Annotated in this window: 18 protein-coding genes; 3 read left to right on the top strand and 15 right to left on the bottom strand. The window is 44.3% G+C overall.

Features of this window, described 5'->3' with window-relative positions; genetic code table 11:
• Window positions 1-14: 14 nt before the first annotated feature.
• The 10 genes from NC994_RS13045 to NC994_RS13000 all read right to left on the bottom strand — a co-directional run bounded on the left by NC994_RS13045 (window position 15) and on the right by NC994_RS13000 (window position 13,048).
• The gene (locus NC994_RS13045) at window positions 15-2,861 is read right to left on the bottom strand and encodes an HAD-IC family P-type ATPase (protein ID WP_190433606.1); all 2,847 of its coding nucleotides are present in this window, start codon (window positions 2,859-2,861) and stop codon (window positions 15-17) included.
• Between the two features lie 65 nt (window positions 2,862-2,926).
• The gene (locus NC994_RS13040) at window positions 2,927-3,817 is read right to left on the bottom strand and encodes a lipid kinase (protein WP_190433604.1); all 891 of its coding nucleotides are present in this window, start codon (window positions 3,815-3,817) and stop codon (window positions 2,927-2,929) included.
• A gap of 165 nt (window positions 3,818-3,982) precedes the next feature.
• Window positions 3,983-5,077 (bottom strand): glycosyltransferase family 1 protein, encoded by a 1,095-nt coding sequence (locus NC994_RS13035; RefSeq protein ID WP_190433602.1) that lies wholly within the window; start codon window positions 5,075-5,077, stop codon window positions 3,983-3,985.
• Window positions 5,074-6,237 carry a glycosyltransferase family 1 protein gene (locus NC994_RS13030; RefSeq protein ID WP_190433601.1) on the bottom strand — a complete coding sequence of 388 codons (1,164 nt, stop codon included), beginning with the start codon at window positions 6,235-6,237 and terminating at the stop codon, window positions 5,074-5,076. Before NC994_RS13030 ends, NC994_RS13035 begins: the two co-directional genes overlap by 4 nt.
• A gap of 63 nt (window positions 6,238-6,300) precedes the next feature.
• Window positions 6,301-7,353, bottom strand: coding sequence for a hypothetical protein (locus NC994_RS13025; protein ID WP_190433599.1), 1,053 nt, complete (start codon window positions 7,351-7,353; stop codon window positions 6,301-6,303).
• Window positions 7,354-7,412: 59 nt separating this feature from the next.
• A complete protein-coding gene (locus NC994_RS13020) occupies window positions 7,413-8,684 on the bottom strand; it encodes a glycosyltransferase family 4 protein (RefSeq protein WP_190433597.1) in 1,272 nt (423 codons plus the stop codon).
• A gap of 69 nt (window positions 8,685-8,753) precedes the next feature.
• Window positions 8,754-9,722, bottom strand: a complete 969-nt coding sequence (locus NC994_RS13015) for a class I SAM-dependent methyltransferase (protein ID WP_190433596.1) — start codon at window positions 9,720-9,722, stop codon at window positions 8,754-8,756.
• 53 nt (window positions 9,723-9,775) lie between these two features.
• A complete protein-coding gene (locus tag NC994_RS13010) occupies window positions 9,776-10,894 on the bottom strand; it encodes a sulfotransferase (protein WP_190433594.1) in 1,119 nt (372 codons plus the stop codon).
• Window positions 10,895-11,506: 612 nt separating this feature from the next.
• Window positions 11,507-12,241, bottom strand: coding sequence for an ABC transporter ATP-binding protein (locus NC994_RS13005; RefSeq protein WP_190433592.1), 735 nt, complete (start codon window positions 12,239-12,241; stop codon window positions 11,507-11,509).
• A complete protein-coding gene (locus NC994_RS13000; RefSeq protein ID WP_190433590.1) occupies window positions 12,242-13,048 on the bottom strand; it encodes an ABC transporter permease in 807 nt (268 codons plus the stop codon).
• A 206-nt stretch (window positions 13,049-13,254) separates the two neighbouring features.
• Here NC994_RS13000 and NC994_RS12995 point away from each other — a divergent pair, with 206 nt between their 5' ends.
• From NC994_RS12995 to chlG, 3 genes are all read left to right on the top strand, one after another.
• Window positions 13,255-13,449: a DUF2862 domain-containing protein gene (locus NC994_RS12995; RefSeq protein WP_190410406.1), complete on the top strand. Its 195-nt coding sequence runs from the start codon at window positions 13,255-13,257 to the stop codon at window positions 13,447-13,449.
• Between the two features lie 6 nt (window positions 13,450-13,455).
• A complete protein-coding gene (locus tag NC994_RS12990; RefSeq protein WP_190410407.1) occupies window positions 13,456-14,553 on the top strand; it encodes an ArsA family ATPase in 1,098 nt (365 codons plus the stop codon).
• 90 nt (window positions 14,554-14,643) lie between these two features.
• Window positions 14,644-15,636, top strand: coding sequence for a chlorophyll synthase ChlG (gene chlG, locus NC994_RS12985; protein WP_190433588.1), 993 nt, complete (start codon window positions 14,644-14,646; stop codon window positions 15,634-15,636).
• 84 nt (window positions 15,637-15,720) lie between these two features.
• Here chlG and hpsP read toward each other — a convergent pair whose 3' ends face one another.
• From hpsP to glmM, 5 genes are all read right to left on the bottom strand, one after another.
• On the bottom strand, window positions 15,721-16,920 hold the full coding sequence (gene hpsP, locus NC994_RS12980; RefSeq protein ID WP_190433587.1) for a hormogonium polysaccharide biosynthesis glycosyltransferase HpsP: 1,200 nt from the start codon (window positions 16,918-16,920) through the stop codon (window positions 15,721-15,723).
• Between the two features lie 35 nt (window positions 16,921-16,955).
• The gene (gene hpsO, locus NC994_RS12975) at window positions 16,956-18,131 is read right to left on the bottom strand and encodes a hormogonium polysaccharide biosynthesis glycosyltransferase HpsO (RefSeq protein WP_190433584.1); all 1,176 of its coding nucleotides are present in this window, start codon (window positions 18,129-18,131) and stop codon (window positions 16,956-16,958) included.
• A 95-nt stretch (window positions 18,132-18,226) separates the two neighbouring features.
• Window positions 18,227-19,204, bottom strand: coding sequence for a hormogonium polysaccharide biosynthesis glycosyltransferase HpsN (gene hpsN, locus NC994_RS12970; RefSeq protein WP_190433582.1), 978 nt, complete (start codon window positions 19,202-19,204; stop codon window positions 18,227-18,229).
• A 49-nt stretch (window positions 19,205-19,253) separates the two neighbouring features.
• Window positions 19,254-20,936 (bottom strand): hormogonium polysaccharide biosynthesis protein HpsL, encoded by a 1,683-nt coding sequence (hpsL, locus tag NC994_RS12965; protein ID WP_190433580.1) that lies wholly within the window; start codon window positions 20,934-20,936, stop codon window positions 19,254-19,256.
• A gap of 102 nt (window positions 20,937-21,038) precedes the next feature.
• The gene (gene glmM, locus NC994_RS12960; RefSeq protein ID WP_190410413.1) at window positions 21,039-22,502 is read right to left on the bottom strand and encodes a phosphoglucosamine mutase; all 1,464 of its coding nucleotides are present in this window, start codon (window positions 22,500-22,502) and stop codon (window positions 21,039-21,041) included.
• Between the last annotated feature and the right edge of the window lie 21 nt (window positions 22,503-22,523).

The following is a 22,523-nucleotide window of genomic DNA, read 5'->3' as shown; positions in this document are numbered from 1 at the left end:
TTACTTATTACCCATTACCGTCTGCCTTTGTAAAAAAAACGGATAAACAGTTTTTCCATCTCAACCCAAACGAACATTAAGGAACTGAAGGCGATGCAAATACCGAGTTCAGTAAGATTCAGGTAGTGAGTTCCAAAGAAAGAACGCAGAGGGGGTACGTAGACGAGCATTAGCTGCAACGCCGTGGTGACAACCACTGCTCCCCACAAATACAGGTTGGTAAAGGGATTCATCTCGATCGTCAGTTGGCTGTTAGAACGAACCGCCAAAGCGTGTCCCATCTGAGCGAGACACAAGGTTGTAAAGACCATCGTTTTCCAAACCTCTGGATCGCCCTGATAGCCTGGTGCATGAGTATAGTTGTAAGCCCATGCCATTAAAGCAATACTGATAATCGCAAAGATAATCCCAATCCGAACCATGTAAGAACCCAGCCCTTGGGCAAAAATACTTTCGCGGGGATTCATGGGAGGACGGCGCATCACGTCGGGTTCTGCGGGTTCTACGGCAAGGGCGAGAGCGGGTAAACCATCCGTAACCAGGTTCATCCAGAGAATCTGCAACGGCGAGAGCGGAACGCCCCCCAAGCCAAGCAGAGGTGCAGCGGCAATGGTCAACACTTCGCCGATGTTGCTGCCCAAAATGTATTTAATAAAGCGGCGAATATTACTGTAAACCGTTCGCCCTTCTTCTGTAGCGGCGACGATGGTGGCGAAGTTATCGTCCAGTAGCACCATATCGCTGGCTTCTTTGCTGACATCGGTGCCGGTAATGCCCATTGCGATGCCGATGTCGGCTTGTTTGAGTGCTGGGGCATCGTTGACGCCATCGCCGGTCATGGCGACAAATCTACCGCGACGCTGGAGGGCTTGAACAATGCGGAGTTTGTGTTCGGGGGCAACACGGGCGTAGATGCTAACTTCGTCAACGACTTGATCTAGCTCCTCTGGACTAAACTTTTGCAGTTGTAGACCTGTGAGGACGCGATCGCCTTCTTGGGCAATCCCTAAATCTTGGGCGATCGCTTGTGCTGTTAGCTGGTGGTCGCCAGTAATCATCATGGCTCGAATTCCAGCGGCTTTGCATTTAGCGACTGCATCCCGCACTTCCGGACGCGGAGCATCCTGCATTCCGACTAAACCCAGCCAAACTAATTCTTGCTCGTTTGTTTCCTCCGATCCTTCGGGCGGAACGCTCTCTAAAGGCTTGTAAGCAAATCCCAGTACCCGCAAGCCCTTACTTGCCATCTGGTTATTTTGCTCCAGAATTTGAGTTCGTTGCTCATCGCGCAGAACTTCGCTCTGGTCGCCTACCTGAATTTGGGTACAACGCTCCAAAATTAACTCTGGAGAACCCTTCGTAAACATCAGGTGGCTGCTAGAAAAAGGCGTGTTTTGAATCCAAGCGCCCGCTTCGCAGATCGCGCTCATCCGCTTGCGTTCGGAGGAAAAAGGAAACTCGGCAACGCGGCGCATTTGGCGGCTTAGCGGTTCCTTATCAATTCCTCCCTTCCCAGCCAGGACAATTAATGCCCCTTCTGTGGGGTCGCCGAGAATTGCCCACTCATTCTTGTCGTGCTGTAACATTGCGTCATTACAAAGCACGCAGCCAAGCATGAGGATTTGCAGATCCCGATACTGCTCTGCGGCTACCTGCCGCTCGTCGAGATAAAATTCTCCGGTAGGGATGTAACCTTCGCCGGTAACGCGGAAGGTATGGTTTGCCGTGTCTACCCGCTGCACCACCATTTTATTTTGGGTGAGGGTGCCGGTTTTATCCGAGCAGATAGTTGTGACAGAACCGAGGGTTTCTACCGCTGGGAGTTTGCGAATCAGTGCGTGGCGGCGTACCATCCGCTGGGTTCCCAGTGCCAACGTCACTGTAATGACTGCTGGCAAGCCTTCTGGCACTACCGCCACTGCCATCGATAGAGAAACTTCCACAAGGTCTTGCAAGACATTCCAGTTCCAACGCCCCTGGCTGAAGAAATTATGCAGCATTCCGCCGACGATGACGATGGCAACTAAGATCAAAGAACCCGTCACCAGCACGTTGCCCAGCTGGGTCATTCGCTGTTGCAACGGGGTGTCTTCAGCTTCGACGGATTGCAGCATATCGGCAATTTTGCCGAGTTCCGTCTTCATACCAGTGCCGGTGACGATGACCTTGCCGCGCCCTTGGACGACTTCAGTGCCTTGAAAGACTAAGTTAATGCGATCGCCCAATGCGGTTTCTTCACTCAGATGCACCGCTGCCTGCTTACTTGATGGATGAGCTTCGCCGGTTAGTGCCGATTCCCGCACTTGCAGATTTGACTCTTCAATTAGACGCCCGTCGGCGGAAACCTGCACCCCTGCTTCGAGGAGCATGATGTCTCCTGGAACAAGATCCTTGCCGTCCACCTCTAATTGTCTGCCATCGCGGATCGTTCGCACTTTCGGAGAGGAAAGCTTCTTGAGGGCGGCAAGTGCTTTTTCGGCGCGGCTTTCCTGGAGATAGCCCAAGACGCCGTTAAGGATGACAATCAGTAAAATTGCAATTGTGTCCTTGAAGGGAATTTCACCAGGGGCTAATCTGCCAGCGCGTAAATCCACCAGGTCTAGAATCCCGGAAATCAGTGCTACTAGAATCAGCATCAACAACATGATGTTCTTGAACTGATCGAGCAAGATTTCCCAGGTACTTCGACCCGCAGTTTCTTGCAGTTCGTTGGGGCCGTATTGCTGCAACCGCTGTTTGGCTTCCTGGGTCGTCAGACCAACTTCTGGGTCGCTTGCTAGCTGCTCCAGTGTCTTGTCCACTGGTAGAGTATGCCAGACGCTTGCTAGATCGGGTTTTGAATGTGAAGGAGATGGGGTCACGGGAAATGCTTTAACACCTACTAGCACTTAATCATAGGGCTTAAATCCGGTGACTGGGAGGTATTTTAAGGAGTGCGTAGGGGTGATTGTGGAACTAAAACCGATATTGCTTTAGGAATTAGGCGAAATTTGGCAGGGGTGTAAGTGGTGATTTCACCATCAGTATTAATCGGGAGAGGTTTTAGCGTGGATACCTCAATTTCCCGCCCTTGAAGACTTCGCACCTCAGGCCATTCTGCTTGTTTTCCTTTTAGCATGGAAGGTAGCAATCGGACGATCTGCCATGCATTTTGAACTTCCAAGCTGTACAGATCCAAGCGCTGGTCGTCAATGGTAGCATCGTCAGCAACGGTCATGCCACCGCCGTAATATCGTCCGTTGCCTACGGCAATTTGAACGGTTCTCACCTGAATAGATTCGCCATTGAGACGAATTTTTGCTAGAAAAGGACGCGATCGCCCAACTACCTGGATGGCGGTGACTGCATAGGCTAAGACTCCCCAGCGTTGCTTAGTTTCTTTGGTTAGCTGCTGAGTAATTTGCACGCTCAATCCGAGACTAGCAACATTGAAGAAGTGCTTTCCATTCACCCAACCTAAGTCAATTCGCTGTTTTTGACCTGTTGCAATTACCTCGCAAGCTTCGGGGAGGGAGACGGGAATTGAAAGGGTTCGTGCCAGGTCGTTGGCTGTTCCTAAAGGCAGGATGCCCAACGGGAGTTGCGTGTCAATCAGACCCTCGGCGGCGGCATTTAGGGTGCCATCTCCGCCACCGATGATAACGAGATCGACGCGATCGCGGTAACGACGGATAATTTCTGGTATCTGCTGGGGCTTTTGTGTGGACTCTTCTTGCAGGTCAAAGCCTAACTCCTGCAATTTGGCAACCGCCTCTGATAGACCTTCTTTTCCTCGGCGTGCGTGGCGATTTAGCAGCAACAATGCTCGCCGGTTCATGCTGAGCCTCTTCCATTAATTGTCAATTATCTTGACAAACCTTTGATAAAAAGAAATCTACCTGGGGAGGCAAGAGGAATTGAAGCTTGAAGGAGAATCTTGAGCTGACCCCCAATCTTAACTTGACAATTTGCCACTTTGTAATTTTGATAATTTTCGCTGTGTTTACAAATATCGCTGAAGGACTTGGGCAGTCGCTTGTCCAGTTTTTGTCCAGCTAAATTGACTGGCTCTAGCGAGACTAGCCTGACGAAGACGCGATCGCAACCCCGAATCCATCACTACTGCTTGCATCGCTTCGGCAATTTCCCCCACGTTGTAGGGATTGACTAAAAGGGCGGCGTCACCCGCGACTTCTGGCAGCGAGGAGAGGTTGGAAGTAATTACAGGAGTGCCACACGCCATTGCTTCTAAAACGGGCAGTCCAAAGCCCTCCCAGAGGCTAGGGAAGACGAGAGCGATCGCTTGATTGATTAGCGTCGGCAATTCCTCGTAGGAAACGTAATCTAGAAATTTTACTTGATTCTTTATACCTAGCTGTTCCACCTGCGCCATCAACACAGGCGTATAACGCTTATCCCCAGATCCAGCTATCCATAATTCATTGTCACGGCAACTTGGTAAAGTAGCGAATGCGTCAATTAACCGAGCAATATTTTTGTAGGGATCTTGACGACCGATGTATAGGAAATAATTGCTAGTAGGAATATCTAGACACCGAAAATGATTGGCGTCATAAGCCAAATGAATTGGCGTAATCTTATCTTCTGAGATGCCGAAGAAATCAATAATATCCTGAGCGGTGGAGCTAGAGTTACAAATAATATGCTCAGCTTGCGCTAAAACTTGGGGAATGTAGTATTTGAAATAGGGCGTTAGGGGAGAAAAGCGTTTGGGAAACCTGAGCGGGATGAGATCGTGAACCATTACCACTGAACGGCAACCCGCATACAGCGGTGCTTCAGGAACTGGGGAAAAAATCAAACTAGAATTCAATTTCTTGTAAATTTTAGGCAACTGCCACTGCGTCCACAGCAGACGACGAAAATGCCCTTTTGACCCTTGTGCGGGGGTTAGATCCGACGGAACTGGATAGCAGCAAGAGTTGGGAAAAGTTTGGGCTGTCAGTAAGGTTGGATCGAGAGACTGAAGATGCGGAAAAATATTTACGGCATAGGTGCTGATGCCAGTCGGTTGGGAAAAAATGAAGGAAAGATTGATGAGCAAGTGATTGAATAAGCAATCCTCTAAATTACTCATGTCAACAATGACTTATATGCCTTAAGCGTTTCCTGTGCCGTTCTTTCCCAAGAAAATAGTTTAGCTCTTTCTTTACCCTTCTGAATTAATTCGCTACGAAGCTGAGAATCACTAATTACTTTCAAAATTGCATCTGCCAAGCTAGCCGGATCATCCGGGTCAATCAAAAGGGCTGCATCTCCTGCCACTTCTGGCAATGAGGATGTATTAGATGTGATAACAGGTGCGCCTAAAGTCATCGCTTCCAATACAGGCAGACCAAATCCCTCGTAGTGGGATGGATACACAAAAGCATCAGCTTTGGAGTAAAACACAGCAACCATTTCATCAGATAAATAGTCAAGGTGATGAATCTGGCTTCTCCATGCTGAACTTTCAATTTCTCTAAATATTGGTTCGTAATTCCATCCTTTCTGACCAATTAAAACCAATTGATGCTCTATTTTGTATTTTTGCTTCAATAAATCAAACGCTTTAATTAAATTATTAATGTTTTTTCTTGGCTCAATTGTACTCACAAATAGCAAGTAGGGTTTGGAAAAGTCATACTCACTAGATGCCTCCATTCGATGCGCTAACTCTTCAGATAAATATCCGGAATAGTAGCGACTAGCCAGCGGAGTTACATAAATTCGTTGAGGATCTACGCCCAAGTACTCAACAATATCTCTTTTAGTGCTTTCTGAGATCGTTATCACTAAATCTGTCCACTTTAAGCATCGTTTTACAAGTTCTTCATAGGTTCTTACAACTGAGTTGATATAATTAGGGTATTTAATGAATGTTAAATCATAAATATTCATTATCTTTAAACTTTTTAGGCAAGGATAAACCGTATAATTTGTTCCATGAATTATGTCTGGAAAACCTAGATAATGCTCAAAACCAAATGAAAGCATTTGGGGAGAGTTTTTTAATAAAGAGTTAGTAATCCTGACAGGTAAAGGTAGCAGATGAAGATTAGGATATTGGGTGATATTGTTTGGAAATGACAAGTTACACAGAAGCCAATTTTTAAATCCGGGTTGATAGGCAATACCTACCTGTAAATTCTGGTGAGTTTGTAGGGCATATAGTGAATGAATCAAATTAGCAACATACAAGCCAACTCCACTTGGGTTCGGCTGTATAGGAGTGGCATCGACCACAACTTTTAGCATTTTAGTGTTATAAATTGTTGTTTATTGCTGACTTGCTAATTTACTTATACCTGCATATTCTTTTTATGAAGAACATAGTGAAATTAGCAAGCTATCTAGTTCTGAATTTTCCTGAAACAAGAGGCATCTATCATTGTTTGCTTGCTCATTTAAGCCACCTACTGATGCTACTACAAGAGTTTTGTTGTAAAGTTTAGCTCTTTCCATTACGCCCGATGACCAAGCTTGTCTATAAGGTAATATTATATAATCTGATGAGATAAGCCACATATCAAATTCTTCATCACTTACAAACCGTTCTAATATATTTATTCTTTCATCTTTAATTGCTTGTTTTTTTAATAGTTCAACGTAAGAAAAACCATCTAGTTCCTCAGATGTATTTCTAGAACCAACTATAAATAATCTTGAGCGTTCACCAGGGGTTTTTGAAAATGATTGAATAGCTTTATCAAAACCTTTATGATAGCTAATAAAACCAATACAGAGAAAGATACGTATCTGTATATCTAAACCAAGTATTTTCCTAGCTTCTAATTGTGTCGCATAGGAGTTTTTTTTAAAATACTGACCATGTTTAATCACTTTAAACTTATCATTTTTAATTAGTTTAAAACCATAATTTTTGCAAAAACTTTTTAATTCTTCATTAGTATGGAATAATAAGCAAGGTGTTAAATACCATCTAATCTTTTCCATTAAAAACCAAACATAGTTTTTAAACCTATGAGTAGATTCAATATATTCAACTTCGTGACAAACCATTTCAATCTTAGAGTATCCTATTAAACAGACAATAACAATACATATATTGCTCAAAATCAAATCAATATATTTAATAATTTGATTAGAATATTTTTTGCTATTAAAGAAGAAGCTTTTATGATAATTTATTATAATCCGATCATTGCTTAAAACAACTGGTATTAGCTTTAAAAAACGCCATAGACCGCGCAGATCAAGTGATTTATCTACATTTTCTTGAGGGTGAACAGAAATCCTTGTCAGGAGTAAATCTGGGTGTCTTTTCAAGGCTTCAACCATTTGCAACGCATAAACTGCTATTCCACATCTAGTAGGAGGAAAAGTAGATACTACAGCAATTCTTTTATACATACAATTTGACTTGTTCTAAATTAAAAGTATTTTTTAAGCTAATTGCTCAAATTTTAAGTTTAAAATAAACAATCCATTTTTGCATATATTCTCTGTTTAGAGTTTTCTCGCTGAGTGTACTCAAAAGCACTTTTACGTAGGCGTTGTTGCAAATCTGAGTCAAGCCTTAACTTCTCTATGAGTGGTGCAAAGTCATATATGTCTTGAGCTATCAATACATCCAAATCAGTTTTAACAGCTAGACCACGAACTCCTTGTGGAGTTGAAATAACGGGTTTACCATAACTTAAAGCTTCTACTGCTTTTATTGAAACACCACTCCCATAGAATATAGGTAAGATAACAGCTTCAACAGAGGAATATAGTTTATCTATATCATCTACAAATCCTAGAAGGGTAACTTGAGGGTTTGTGATAAAGTCTAACTTTAGCGATACTCCGCCTGCGATTATAAGTTTTACATTAGGGCTTAATAAAGGTAATACATTAAAATAGAACTGGCTTATACCATGCACATTGGGATCGTATTGAGAACCAAAAAACAGTATGTCAAATTTATTCCACGTAGTTATGTCAATAATAGAATTTTGGGTGTTTATACTTGGATTGGCCTTGAGAGAGGATGCACTAGCTTTAGGAATTAGGGATAGTTTCTCGGAGATATCTGGGTACTGGCTTAAAATTTCAAGCTCTTCATAGGAAATAGTAATTATCTGATCGAACTTTTTAAGAAGTTTTATTTCTTTATTTAAACTAGCTTCATAATCGAATTTAGGGACTTTTTTTCTTATACTGCGTTGTATTTTACTTCCAGAAGACTTTATTCTCAAGTCTAAACTTTGAAGCGCGATTACCTCTTTGATTAAGTTGGAGTATATATCATGAGTATCAATATAAGTTTTACAGAAAGGTATACCAGCGCCTTCTATAAGCGCATTAGATACATAAGTATGGTTAAAGAAAATAAAGTCATATGAGTTTTTTTTCACTATTTTCCGAAACTTTCGGATCATGTTTGGTAAGGCATGAATTATAGATGCAACATCTGGAACTTGGTTACTAATTCTATAGAAACGCGACAACCATTTGTAATATAGTGAGTCGATATCTTTGCCCAATACTTCATGTATAAATATACTTTCGGCTCTGCTATTAACAAGATATAGAATTCCTGTATCATTCCATTGACTGTAATTGTAAAACCTATCAATCAAAAATAGGTCATATTTTATTCCTCGCGAATGGAAGTAATCAAGGTGATCTAAGGCTCTAGCTTCAGCCCCTCCGCGAACAGGGTAAAATGGACGATCAAACACAAAAAGACCTTTCATTTATGTCCGTTTTTTAACGTAGTACTTACAATATCAGTACGGGAAGCCAGTAATCAGTACGGTTAGATATTATGATGACTGCATGGCATCTAGATCATATAAATCCAAAGGATAGCGGTTTTGTACTCCGCTTACCTTTGTTCCAATGGCAAATATTGTATCTTCTCTATCTGTTACTGGTAAACCCCATTCTTCAAGGGTATTTATTAGCTTTTTTGAACTAGCTGTGTGATACACGTTCTTTGTCCAAACAGAACTTTGAAATCCAGCACTTTCTAAGAGAATGCTTACATCACGAGGTACATATTCATGTATGTGTCTTCCGTGTGGAACTCCGGGAATATACTTTCCATATGTATATGGGCTGTAATGAGTCAAAAGAGCAGTTAAAGACCTCCAAGAGGCTAAGTTAGGAGTTGATATAAGTACTTTACCTCCATCAACCAAAACTCTATTAACCTCTGACATAACGAACATTGGATCTTGACCAAAATGTTCAATAACCTCAAGAAGAATAACTAGGCTAGCAGAACCATCAGCTAATGGAATCGGATCAATTTCTAAATCAAAGGCACCATAGTCTACATTATTGAGATTCAAATTTAACCGATCGGCTTGGGTATTTAGATCGTCAGACATACACAAAAAAAACTTATTCCCGGGAAAAATACTTCTTAAAACTGGAACATAAGCTATCCAAGAGCCTAGGTCTACAATGGTTTTGTCTGTTGCTGACGATGTTAAGTTTTCTAGCAGTTCAAAGGTATATAGGAACCGCTTTTTATGGACTTTCATGTAGGGTAATTCGGAGATACCATTAATGAATTCATCCATCATTCTTAAATACTGAGAGTCGTCATTTGAGCTAATTTCTCGTAGTAACTCACAATCTGCCTGAATGGTCTTAAAAAAATCTCCAGCATTATTTATATCCTGCCTTATTGACAAATTATTTTTTGACTCGCTAATACCCAAAAAATCCCTAATGCGAATTTTTAGAATTTCCTTTAACTGTTGAATCGGTTTGACTTTGGACACTTTAAAGCTCTCCCTTCTATATGGATACTATGTTAACGTTATAAACCAAATTTTCAAGCAATGATTTTTTCTATAAGGCGCTCACATTTCAACTCACTCTGTTTAAACCAAGAATCTGTATTATATTCTTTCCATAGACCAAATGTATTATTTTTAGGCTTTATTATTTTCTTATCTTCTATTTTTAAAGTAACACCTGCAATTTTGGCAGTTATTTTCTCTAAAATTTTATAAGGAGCAGCTACTAATTCTTCATAATCAATAATCATATCTGCAAGAGAATCAGACCATAAATTACTAAGCCGATTCAGAATATAAATTTTTTCGTATTCATTTAACTCCTGTATAGCCAACTGGGGTCTTAAACGTCGGGATATTGCATTTATTTGATCCCGATCGCCAAAAAGGCAGTCGAATCCACTACCTTCTGGTAAGTTAGCTTTCTGGCTAACCTTACAGTAAGAAGCAAAAATATCTCTAGGGTTACGCCTTAAGTTTAGGATTAGAGCATTAGGGAAATTTGCTTTTAACCACCCTAACCTAAAGTCAACTCTATTAAACTGAAACACATTTAGTTGCTCAATATTACTCGAAATAAGAAATAAGAGATATTCTTTCAGCTCATTAAAAATATCTTCAGAAGTCATGATAATGTTTTTAGTGCTGAAATCTTTTTTATGAAGCAAACTTAAAATTGAGCGATCTAATGCCTTGTATTCCTCAAAATAGTTGTTTGAAATCGTATGCGACAGTAACTCTCGCTGTTGCTTATGCCATTTATCCTCCCTTGCTTCGGTTTCTAGTAAATGAGGATGTAGTGGCTCCAGAAAAGAGTTGGTATTTTGAATACTGGCAAATAGTGAATAAAGGTAAGTTGAGCCAGTTCTATACCTAGCAGTAATAAATATATATTTTTTTTCAGTATTTTTGCAATCTAGTTTTCTTAACTCTTCTTGAAAGTAAGCCGCTAAACTCAAAATTTTTCTGCTATTTATATGGTTTTCGTAAAAATTTAATTTTTCTTCAAGCGCTGAGTTTTGTTTACTTAAATTTGATACAACTGCTTGCAAACACTCCTGCTGAACGCTCAATTTTGATATGTGTTCTTTTAAGTTGTGAACTTCCAAAACAGCTTTTAAACGGCTTTTAATTATTTCTTTTAACTTGTTCATGTTCATGGGTTTCCTTGTTTTTACCTATTTTTGCCGATAAATAAATTTAATTTTCTTTAAAAAATTATGCTATGTTTGAGCAATAAGGTTAATGATTTTTTCTGGTTTCGTTGCTTAACTTAGATTTAATGATGATTCACAATCTCATGGTTTTGAATCCCTAACCTCTGCTTCTCTTCATTCAACTTTTTTTAGGCAATGTTTTTCTCGATAGGCAATATTTTTCTCGTGGATATTAATTTGAGTTGAGTAATTACCCATCACTTCCTAAATAATTTTAATTGGATAGTTTCATTGAATAAATATACATGAATCTTAGTTTTGCGAATAACACATTGCAGAATTCTAAACACCTATTAGTTCATTTATATAGTAATAAAGTTTTTCCAAGATTGCAATACCATCTCTTAGTTAGGTTAACTTTTATGGCTTTAGTGAAAATTTAGGCTCAATGATGATTTCATGGAGCTGGCACATAAACCTTGCTTCTGGGCTACAATACCTTCTAAATTGAGTTAAAGTTTAATCAAAATATTAAAACTTTAAGAATCAGCTTAGATTTTAATTAAATAACTTCTAAAAACCGCTCTAATGCTTTCCTACCTCTAAGTTCTACCGTACACATGAAAGATAATCACCCACAATTTTACCCGCATCCCCTGCCAATCTTATCTTCCCCTTATCTAACCAAATCACTTTTTTACAAGATTGTCTAACAAAATTTAGGTCATGTGATACAACTATAATCGTTGCATTAGCATGCCAAAACTTTTCAATCCGCTGCTTGCACTTATTCTTAAAACTCTCATCTCCTACAGATAGCACCTCATCCAAGATTAAAATATCCGGCTGCCTGTCTGTCGCAATAGAAAATCCTAACCGTGCAACCATTCCCGAAGACAACGCCTTTACCGGCACCAGCGCATACTCGTGCAACTCTGCAAAATCTAAAATTGACTGGGATCTTTCCGCCATTTCTGCTCTTGAAAATCCCAGTAGCACTCCGTAAAGAGCTATATTATCCATAACTGATATCTCTGGATCAAACCCTGCCCCCAGCTCAATTAACGGTGCAATTTGTCCTCGCACCCTTACAGAGCCACTTGTTGGTTGTAAAATCCCACAAACAACCTTCAAGAGCGTTGATTTTCCCGCTCCATTGGCTCCAATAATACCGATCTTTTCACCAGGCTCTACTACCAAATCAATTTCACTTAACACTAATTTTTTAGCAGGCTGACGGTATTTTCCCTCTAAGAAAGACAGTACTGTCTTCTTCAAATCATAAGAAAACTCCTCCTGCGTCCGTCTCCACAGTGAAACCCGATCCAGGCGAATTACTTCCATTTACAACAAATCCATAAACTGCGAACGCCAACTTTGAAAACATATCCATCCTATAGCCAAAAGTATGACGCCACTTAACAAAGCTCCCCAAATCAAGCTTAAATCAGGTACAGAGCCTGACAAGACAATCTGGCGAATGCTTTCAATAATTGGCGACAAAGGATTTAGACCCAAAAAAGGCTTTACTTGGTCTGGCACAATCGCTGCTGGATAAAATATAGGACTACTAATCCAAGATACAAATACAACGAATTCATAGAAATAAGGCAAATCTCGAAAAAATACATATAATGCGCTAACCAAAAAACCAACCCCTGTACATACTAAAGCCAAAGCCAAACAGGGTAATAATAAGGCGACTACATTCAATAAACTACTGGAAGTTAACAAAGCTACAGTCGCCAACAGCGGGAAAACTCCAACTGCGAATTGAAAGACATTTGCCGCAACCATTGACACGGGAAAAACACTTACAGGCAGACAAATCTTATTTAACAATGCTCCATTCCCTACTACGCTGCTTAATGCTTGGGCAGTTGCAGAAGAGAAAAAGTTGATCACGACTAAACCCGTAAACGCTGCCAACACATAATTGATAATCGAGTTACCATAATAAGACGCAAACGCTTTACCAAAAATTGCCCCATACAACCCCGTCATCATTAACGGATTCAACAACGACCAATACACTCCCAAAAATGAACCACGATAGCGCACCTTCAAATTTCGTCCTACCAATACGTATAGCAACTCCCAGTAACGCTGCACTTGCAACAAAGTTGGGTTAGCTTTGAGGGAAAGGGTCATATCCAAAAGCCGCTATAGGTGTAAGTCAATTTAACCAAGAATTGTACAACACAGATGCGTTACTGCCGCAACTACCGACAGTCGTTCCTGTTGAAGCAGTGACTGTACTTAATCAAGCGTTGTTCCTGAGCTGGTATGTAGTTTCTCCGAGGTTTTGCCCTAAACTGTGGAATGATTCGGAATGGTTCATTTGCATCGGAGCAGTAATGGAGATCGGTCAAAAAGTTAAAGTATACCGCCTCAGAGACAGGGTTTCTCCCGCCGTTGTTAATAAACTGGGGAAAGTCGGCACCATCAAAGGCTACAAAATGACGGATGGTAGTGGCGTTGGGGTCGTCGTGCAATTTGACGACAACTCGACCACTTGGTTTTTTGAAGATGAACTGAAACCCGCACAATAAGAACAGATGGCCCTGATTTTAACGTTTTTGGGCAAAGGCGGCACGGGTCGCACCACAGTCGCGATCGCAGCCGCCAAACAACTGGCAAGCAAGGGAGCGCGAGTGCTACTTGCCGGACAAGACCCCGGCCCCACTCTCGGATTGCTCCTAGGGGCGTCCCCTAGCGTTGACCCCCAGGAACTGGAGCAAAACTTACAGGTAGTCCAGTTCCAGTCTGCCGTGCTACTCGAACGCAGCTGGGAAGAAGTCAAAAAACTGGAAGCGCAGTATCTACGGACGCCTCTGCTGAAAAATGTCTACGGTCAGGAGTTGGGCGTTCTGCCAGGGATGGACAGCGCCCTGGCTCTCAACGCCATCCGCGAGTACGAAGCCAGTGGCAAGTATGACGTAATCATCTACGACGGCAGCGGCGACCAGACTACCCTACGGATGCTGGGGATGCCAGAGATACTCAGCTGGTATATTCGCCGGTTCCGAAAAGTCGTGGAAGATTCCGATCTGTGGAGAACTGTTTCGCCGTTCATTCAACCCATTAGCAGCGCTGTTCTCAATGTGTCATGGAGTGGGGATAACTTTGCCCAACAGCCCACCAATGAGGTGAACAATCTGCTGGAGCGAGGGAGAGCAGCCGTTGCTGATCCTAACCGCGTTGCTGCCTATTTGGTGACGACGAGTGCGCCAACTGCTGTTGCGACTGCCCAGTATTTTTGGGGCAGTGCCCAACAAGTCGGATTGACCGTGGGAGGCGTTCTGCTTAACCAAGAGTCGGACACAGAAGCCATTTCGGCAAACTTTACCCCTCTTGCAGTCAGCTCCCTTCCCAGCTCACCACCGGGTGACTGGCAACCGCTAATCGACGCCCTCCCGGATTTGCGTCAAGTATCGGGGCTGCCCAAACCTATCGAGATTGACATTCCAGCTCGTCAGGTACGTCTATTCTTGCCTGGTTTTGATAAAAAGCAGGTAAAACTCACCCAATACGGCCCTGAAGTTACTATCGAAGCCGGAGATCAGCGGCGCAATATCTCCTTACCCCCCCAGTTGAGCGGTCAACCCGTCAAAGGCGCTAAATTTCAAAATAGTTACTTGGCGATTTCGTTCTAATTGGTCATTGAGAATTGGTAATGGGTAATGGGTACTTGATAATGACCATTACCCGTTACCCATTACCTATTACCTATTACCCATTAGCAAATGACAACCGACAAACAACAAACAACCGATAACAACCCATCTGAGCGGAGTGCGAAAACTCGGCAACTGCTGGGCATGAAAGGTGCGGCTCCTGGCGAGACTTCTATCTGGAAAATTCGCTTGCAGTTGATGAAGCCGATTACCTGGATTCCCTTGATTTGGGGCGTTGTCTGCGGTGCGGCTTCTTCGGGTGAATACACTTGGACGTTGGAAAATGTCCTGAAAGCCGCTACTTGTATGCTGCTGTCGGGACCTATTTTAGTTGGGTATACCCAAACTTTAAATGACTTTTACGATCGCGATATCGACGCGATTAACGAACCCTACCGTCCGATTCCCTCTGGTGCCATTTCTGTTCCCCAAGTGGTGACGCAAATTTTCGTACTGTTATTTGCAGGATTAGGACTTTCCTACGTTTTAGATAAATGGGCGGGACATAATTTTCCTACCATCACCTGCATTGCCTTGGGCGGTACGTTTCTCGCCTATATTTACTCTGCGCCACCGCTGAAGCTGAAGAAAAATGGCTGGCTGGGCAATTACGCCCTTGGTGCGAGTTACATTGCTCTCCCTTGGTGGACAGGTCACGCGCTGTTTGGGGAGTTAAACCCTACGATTATGCTTCTGACGCTGTTCTACAGTTTGGCGGGGTTAGGAATTGCCGTAGTGAATGACTTCAAGAGTGTTGAAGGCGATCGCCAACTCGGTCTACAATCGCTTCCGGTGATGTTTGGCGTTAGTACGGCTGCATGGATATGCGTGCTGATGATCGATATCTTTCAAGCTGGAATTGCCGCGTATTTAATTAGCATCCACCAAAATCTTTATGCGGCAATCTTGATATTACTCATCATCCCCCAAATCACTTTTCAAGATATGTATTTTCTGCGCGATCCCTTGAAAAATGATGTGAAATATCAGGCAAGCGCTCAACCTTTCCTAGTTCTAGGAATGCTTGTTGCTGGTTTGGCATTAGGTCACGCCGCTTATTAGTAGTAGCGCGTCTAGGCTAGAATGCTTGGTTAAACAAATGTCTGAAAACTTACATTTCAAGCTTTTTAGGTCTGAGTAAGCCCACTAAATTAGACTGGACGCGCTACTACTTTTGCTTGTAAGAATTTGTTTGTAAGCTTTAATGGTTGTTTGAGCGATCGCTTTCCAACTGTAATTTTTCAAAGCGTACTCTTGGGCATTGATTCCCCGTCGCTGTCGTTCCGAAGCATCAACAAGTGAATCGCGCAATTGTTTAGTTAAACTATCCACATCACAGGTGCAAACCCAGCCAGCTTCCGCTTGTTGAATTTCCTCCCAGATATAAACTTGGTCAGAAATTACCACTGGGGTTCCGTTACACATCGCCTCGGCTACAGCAATGCCAAAGTTTTCGTAGTAAGAAGGGAGGACGAATAAATCGGCATCTTGTAGCAAAGCAGTTTTCGACTCACCAGTTACAAATCCGGTTATAGTGGTGCGATCGCGTAAAGGTGACGCTTGCAACTGTTCTCGAATTTTGTTCTCATAAGCTGGATCTTGCGGATTTCCACCTGCCAGCACAAAGTGAAAATCAGCACCCTCTTCTAAAAGTTTTTCCAAGGCTGGAATCAGTAAATTTAGCCCTTTTTTCGGGTCAATCCGAGACATAAACAGCAGCAAAGGCTGAGTCTCCGGAATGCCTAATTTCCTTCTAGCTTGACCTTTCGGGAGGATTGCTGGCTGCTTTACGCCCAAGGGAATCACCACGTCCGGCGTTGAAGTTCCGAAGCGTTCGGAAATCTTAGCTTCTTGGGGGCTGGTGAAGTGAATTCCCGCCGCGCCTGCTAAATTGGGACGTTCCAGCAACGCCGCATAAATCTGCTTGATTCTCTTCTTCTTGCGTAAGTCTGCGGGGTCTAGCGTCCCCAGAGGACGCATTAAATAGGGTAAATGACGCGATCTCGCCACCGTCGCCGCTGCTGTGGTTACAGGCGAAAATAAAGCATGAATATGAGCTAAATCAAATTCAGCCGCGTGTCCTGCTAACCAGCGCAACAAATCTAGGGAAAACTTATAGCGTCGGAACGGGGAACAGGGGAAATAACGCACTTGATAGCCGTTTTGTTCCACCGGACGGTCGAGAGGCACATCCAAGGGTGGCTGACCGACATCACCGTTGCTATTTGTTGTTAGTACCGTCACCTCTACCCCTTCAGACGCCAGTGCCTCTGATAGCCCCAGAACCATCTGACTGGGACCCCCATAAACTAAAGAAATTGAAGGGACAATTTGTAAAATTTTCATTTTGTTTGTCAGCTGTCAGTTGTCAGTTGTAAGCACTACTGACAACTGACTAACTGTTTATAAAAATCTAATTGCTGCTTAGCTAATGCAGTATTTGTATATTGCGCGATCGCTCGTTCATAACCCAGCTTACCCAACTTCTGGGCTAAATCTGGTTGTTCCATTAATTGCCGCAGGCAATTTTGCAAAGCTGCTACATCTTTCTCTGGAAAGATTAACCCCGCATCTCCAATGACGTGCGGAATTTCCCCGGAATCAGAACCAATTACAGGAACTTGGCAAGCCATCGCTTCAATCAGCACATGACCAAACTGTTCCTTCCAACCAGCGGCAGTCAAAGTTTTAAACTTATAAGTTGTTTCTGAAGGTAACACTAGCGTATTCATCAGGTTGATATAGCAGGGAACTGCGTCATGAGGAACGCTTTCCACCAAAATCAATTTATCTTTAATCCCCGCCTCAGCGGCTTGTTCTAGTAGTACCGATTGCAAGGGGCCGCGACCGAGTAAAAGCAATTTCCAGGGGCGTGACTGCAAGCCTTTCAACGCTTGCAACAGCGTCAGCAGACCTTTTTCTTCCACAAACCGCCCCACAAACCCGACTACAAATTCATCCGGTTGAATCCCCAGTTTTGCTGCCAATTCTGGCTGCGGTGTTGGTGAGAACAATCTCTCATCTACACCCAGCTGCGGCATCACCTTGCTAGGGCCGTCGTAGCCACGCTGCCGCAATATATCCACACCATCTTGATTTCCAGCAATCAGTCCGTGAGTGTGTCGTAGGTTATAAGCTTCTAGCAAGGAAACCGGAAATTTTAGTTCGTAGGGTAAGTTCCACCAGGTAAAAAACACATTTTTTGCCTTCAGCCCCAACAGTCGATTGAGCGTAATCAGCTGAGCATACCCTAAAGCTTTTGAACCCTGTTCCACTTGAATAATCTGGGGTCGAAACTGGCGCAACAATGAAATCAAGTCAGCCCCAAAGGTAAGCATTCCCTGGTTGTTCTGGCTGAAATTAGAAACTGGCACGATTTGAAAAGAGCCTTCTTGACGCAGCTGAGTTTCAATCGTCTTATTTTGGACACCCCCAGGCTGCCACTGGCGCGGCACAACGACAGTTACTTCAATTCCGGGTTCCAGTTGAGCTAACGCCCTTAGTTTCTCGCAGTTGAGGTCAACGATATAAGTGTGACTGGCAACCAAAATCCTCATCGCGCAACTCCTAGTAGCGAAAATCTTTTTTTAACGCAAAGGAGCGCCAAAAAGGTTCGCAGAGAAAATTTTTCTTTGCGTTTACTTTGCGTTCTTTACGTTGAAATTCCATCTTGACGAGTATAAACTTGACCGTCTTCCCAACTTGACTGGATAACTGTACCAAGTGCGTTGAAAAAGCCTAAAGTGTAGGAGACAAAGCGAGTCAAAATTTTTAACGGGGAGCCGCTTTTGTTGCATGGAGGATGCCCCAGTACGTGACAGTCAAAAAGCTTAGCGAAGAATCGCAGGCATTGACTTGGGGTAAGGTTTTTAAGTCCCAGCAGGAAGTGGTTGTGATAGAAGGTAAGTTGGTACTGGAGCGATCGCGTACTAATATCGTGACAGCCGCCAGTTTCTTCTCCTAGGTGAACTAAATCAGCATCAGGGTCATACCAAATCTGATACCCTGTCTGCCGCAACCTTAGGCAAAAATCTGACTCTTCGCGCACCGCACTCCCTCGAAACCGCTCATCAAAATGCAGTCCGTGCTTCGTAAAGATTTCTCGTCGGAAAGACATATTGCAGCCTCTGGCAGTGAGAACGCGCTGCGGCTTCACGGTATGCACTAAGTCAATGTGGTACCAAGCAATTCCAGGGTCCATTGCTTCTGGGGGCAAATCCTCAATCGTCAACTTATTCCCGGAATCTTCCAACTTCATCCGGTCAAATACTCGCCCTGCCACCGCACCCACTTCCGGGCGCTCTAAATAATTGCGAGCATGAGCCTCTAAATATCCAGGCTTTAGCTGAACATCATCATCCAGAAATAACACAATTTCCCCAACTGCCCGCCGTACCGCATAATTTCGGGCACCCGGTAAACTTGCCCAATCTACGCGAAACAGGCGAATTTTACCGCTGTTTGCCAACTCCTCAAGATACGCTTGAGTTTCTGGCTGGTGCGTGGCGGTTTGATCGACCACCAGCACTTCAAAGGCTGGGTAGTTTTGCAGCAAGACATCTTTGAGCGTGTCTCGCAAAGGTTCTTCACGTCCGTAAGTGGGGATAATTACCGAAATCAAAGGCTTCACGGTTTACTGCTCCGAAATGCAATTGAATACTGAGCGATCGCTGCCTTAATTATGTGGCAGGTACCGGGCTTGTTTTGCCGACAGTACGCCTTCCAGATGATTTGCGGCGTCCTTTCTTCTTCGTTTTAGCCTCATCATTTTCCTCCTCTGCCAATCGCTTCTCTTGTTCCTGCTTATCTATTTCCGGTAATTTAAAAATAACACCGGCAAAAAACCAGTAATAAATTGCCACCTCTGTATCCAAGGGATACCAGTAGGTGTTATAACTCAGTACTAAAACCAAAACCCAAAAACTGGCACCAAAACTGTGTAAACTTTTGTCTTTCACCGAGCGGTAAATTTTGAAAGTAATCGCTGTCAAGCAAGTCACGAAAACTAAGAACGCCAGCGTGCCTAACGGGCCAATTTCGTATAGAACCTTGGGGTAGTAAGTTTCAACCAGTGCTGTATCACCAAAAATCCGGGTGGAATTGGTAGCGGTTCCCAAACCGCGTCCCAAAAATCCCGCCTGTTTCTTCATTGCCCAATTAAATTGCTCAACGATAAAGGCTTGGGGGGGTGAAGCATTCCAACGGCTGACAAAACTATCGACCCGCTCCTGAATTAAAGCTGGGTTGGCGGCGGCGGCGATGCTCAACACTACACCTAGCCCGACGCCAACGGGGATAAACCGTTTGAGGTTCGCTACTTGTCCTGTAAGCACCAGCAGCAGTACGAAGACGACGGGAACCAGCGACAGGGCAATTCTTTGACCAGAGATCACCGCATTGGCAAAGACGAGTGCCATACCTACCAAACCGCCAATCCGCCAGAAAAACGAGGTGTCACAGAAGGCAGTCGCAAAGGTAAAAAAGGCGTTGGAAATCAGGAACCATGCCCAGTGCCAGGGGGATACAAACGTACCTGGTAAGCGAATCATCCCGACTTCTGGGCTGTAAACCAAAGCACCACCGACAAAACACTTGGCCTCCAGGGTTGCCTTAAACAAAGCATCCGCGACCAGTCCTCTGGTGCCAGCACACTTACCGCTGGTCAGCATCGAGTACTGAATAAAGCCAAGGATACAGCAGATGATGGCGAGAACCAGATGCATTCGCGTCAGGAAGAGCAATTCCTTTTTTGTACGGATTAGGTAATAGCCACAAAAAGCTAGGGGAACATACCCCAGAAAGACTTTGAAGCCCAAAATGCCCTGCAAAAAGGGTTGTCCCGATCTACCGCCGGAAAATTGCAGGAAGCCGTTAACAAACAGCAGCGTGAGTCCTGAAAAGGCCAACACAAGATACAAACTTGGCTTGATATCTTTGGAAATTAGGATGGGGAGCTTTTTCCGTTGGCAGTCCTTTACTAGAGCAATCAATGCGGGAATATAGATTCCATCTTTAGCCAGCTGGAATACAGGATTCCCGCCGCCAATCCAGTAGGTGACGGTGCCATTAATCGGTAGGTAAAGGAGGAATGCCCATAGGGCTTTGCGGGGATATTTGTAGGAAAATCCCAGAGCCGGAATTGCTAAAGAGGCTAAGGCGGCTTTTGGTCCAGCGGCAAGAAACAGGAAGATAGCAAGAACGGCGGCAATCCCCACGCTGGCAAAGGCAAATTGAGTGAATTCTTTTCGCGCCTGCTGCGCCTTGCGCTTTTGGGCTAACTGCTCCTTAAGACTTAGAGTTGGCGTTTGAGATTGCTGTTTTGAATTTTTGGACTTTTTGGATTTTAGCTTTGATTTCGGCATGGGGGAGCTTGAGCTGCCGGTACCCATCGATTTTGGCATACATGATTTGAGATAGGTGGATTAGCGATCGCATCCACCTATCCACGCATCTCTTTCTCAAAATCACGCCAGATGTTGTTCGACGGCGAGAACCAGCTGTTCTGTCCAGTGATTTGTTAAGTCGGCACTGGCGGCTTCCACCATAACTCGGATGACGGGTTCGGTGCCAGAGGCGCGAACTAAAATTCTTCCTTGGTCTCCCATCGCTGCTTCCGCTTGAGCGATCGCATTTGTCACAGCGTCGCACTCTTGCCAACGCCGTCTCTTTTCACGGTCTTCCACCCGCACATTCCGCAGCAGCTGCGGATAAGTCTGAAAGCTTCCATCGATCAGTTCCGAGAGGGATTGCCCAGTGCTATGCACCAGTGCCGCTATATGTAAAGCGGTCAGCAAGCCATCTCCAGTGAGACTGTAATGGTGGCAGAGGATGTGTCCCGATTGCTCGCCGCCCAGCTTTCCTCCAGTCCGGAGCATTTCCGCCTGTACGTACTGATCGCCGACGGCTGTCCGCACGAAAGAACCGCCTAGCTGTTTCCAGGCGCGTTCAAAGCCCAAATTCGCCATAACGGTCGCCACGATCAAATCTCCAGGCAACTGTCCAGCTTGCCTCAGGGTATTGCCCCAAAAATAGAGGATATAGTCGCCGTCAACGACGCGACCTTGGGCATCGACTGCCATGACTCGGTCGGCATCTCCATCAAAAGCAAAGCCTAAGTCGGCACCGTGCTGCTTGACGGCTGACTGGAGGGAGCTGAGGTGAGTCGAACCGCAATTTACATTGATGCGATCGCCGTCGGGACGATCGTGCAAGCAGATGACTTCTGCCCCCATCTCTTGAAACACCGCTGGTGCTAGATGAACCGCTGCGCCCCAAGCCAGATCCAGCACGACTCGCAACCCTTTTAGCCCGATCCCTGGTGCGAGCGATCGCTTCAGCAAGTCCAGATAATTTGTCACTAACTCCGGTCGATGATAATGCTGTCCCCAGCTACCATTCAACGTGGCGAAATTCGCCCTTCCTCTTAAAGCCGCTTCAATGTCCTGCTGCAACGCGGGGGGTAGCTTTGTACCATCCGATCCAAAAAACTTGATTCCGTTATCTTCTGGCGGATTGTGGCTAGCAGAGATCATCACCCCGCCTACGGCTTGGGAGGCGCTGGTGAGATGAGCCACGCAGGGAGTCGGGCATAGCCCTAGATTCCACACTTCCAGTCCCGCTGACGTTAAACCAGCGGCAAGCGCCATTGCTAGCATATCGCTGGAGTTTCTAGAATCCTGCCCTAAAATCACCGGCCCTGAGGTGGTTGCCGATGCCCGCAGCACTTGACCTGCCCAAAAGCCCACTTGCAAGGCTAGGGATGCACTCAGCAATTCTCCAGCTTTTCCGCGAATGCCATCGGTGCCAAACAGGGGAGTCGTTGGCAACGCGAGGAAACTGGAAGCAGGATTATTACCAATCCGGATGCCTGGTTGCTCTACCTCAGTCACAGGACTAGAGAGCTGAGGACGGCTTGGGGATGAAACCATATTTTTAAACCACTCCAACAC

It is taken from the genome of Trichocoleus sp. AS-A1 (assembly GCF_039962015.1).
Taxonomy (GTDB): Bacteria; Cyanobacteriota; Cyanobacteriia; order Cyanobacteriales; family FACHB-T130; genus FACHB-T130.
Note: the sequence above shows the minus strand (reverse complement) of the source record. Positions and strands in the feature narration are given on the sequence as shown.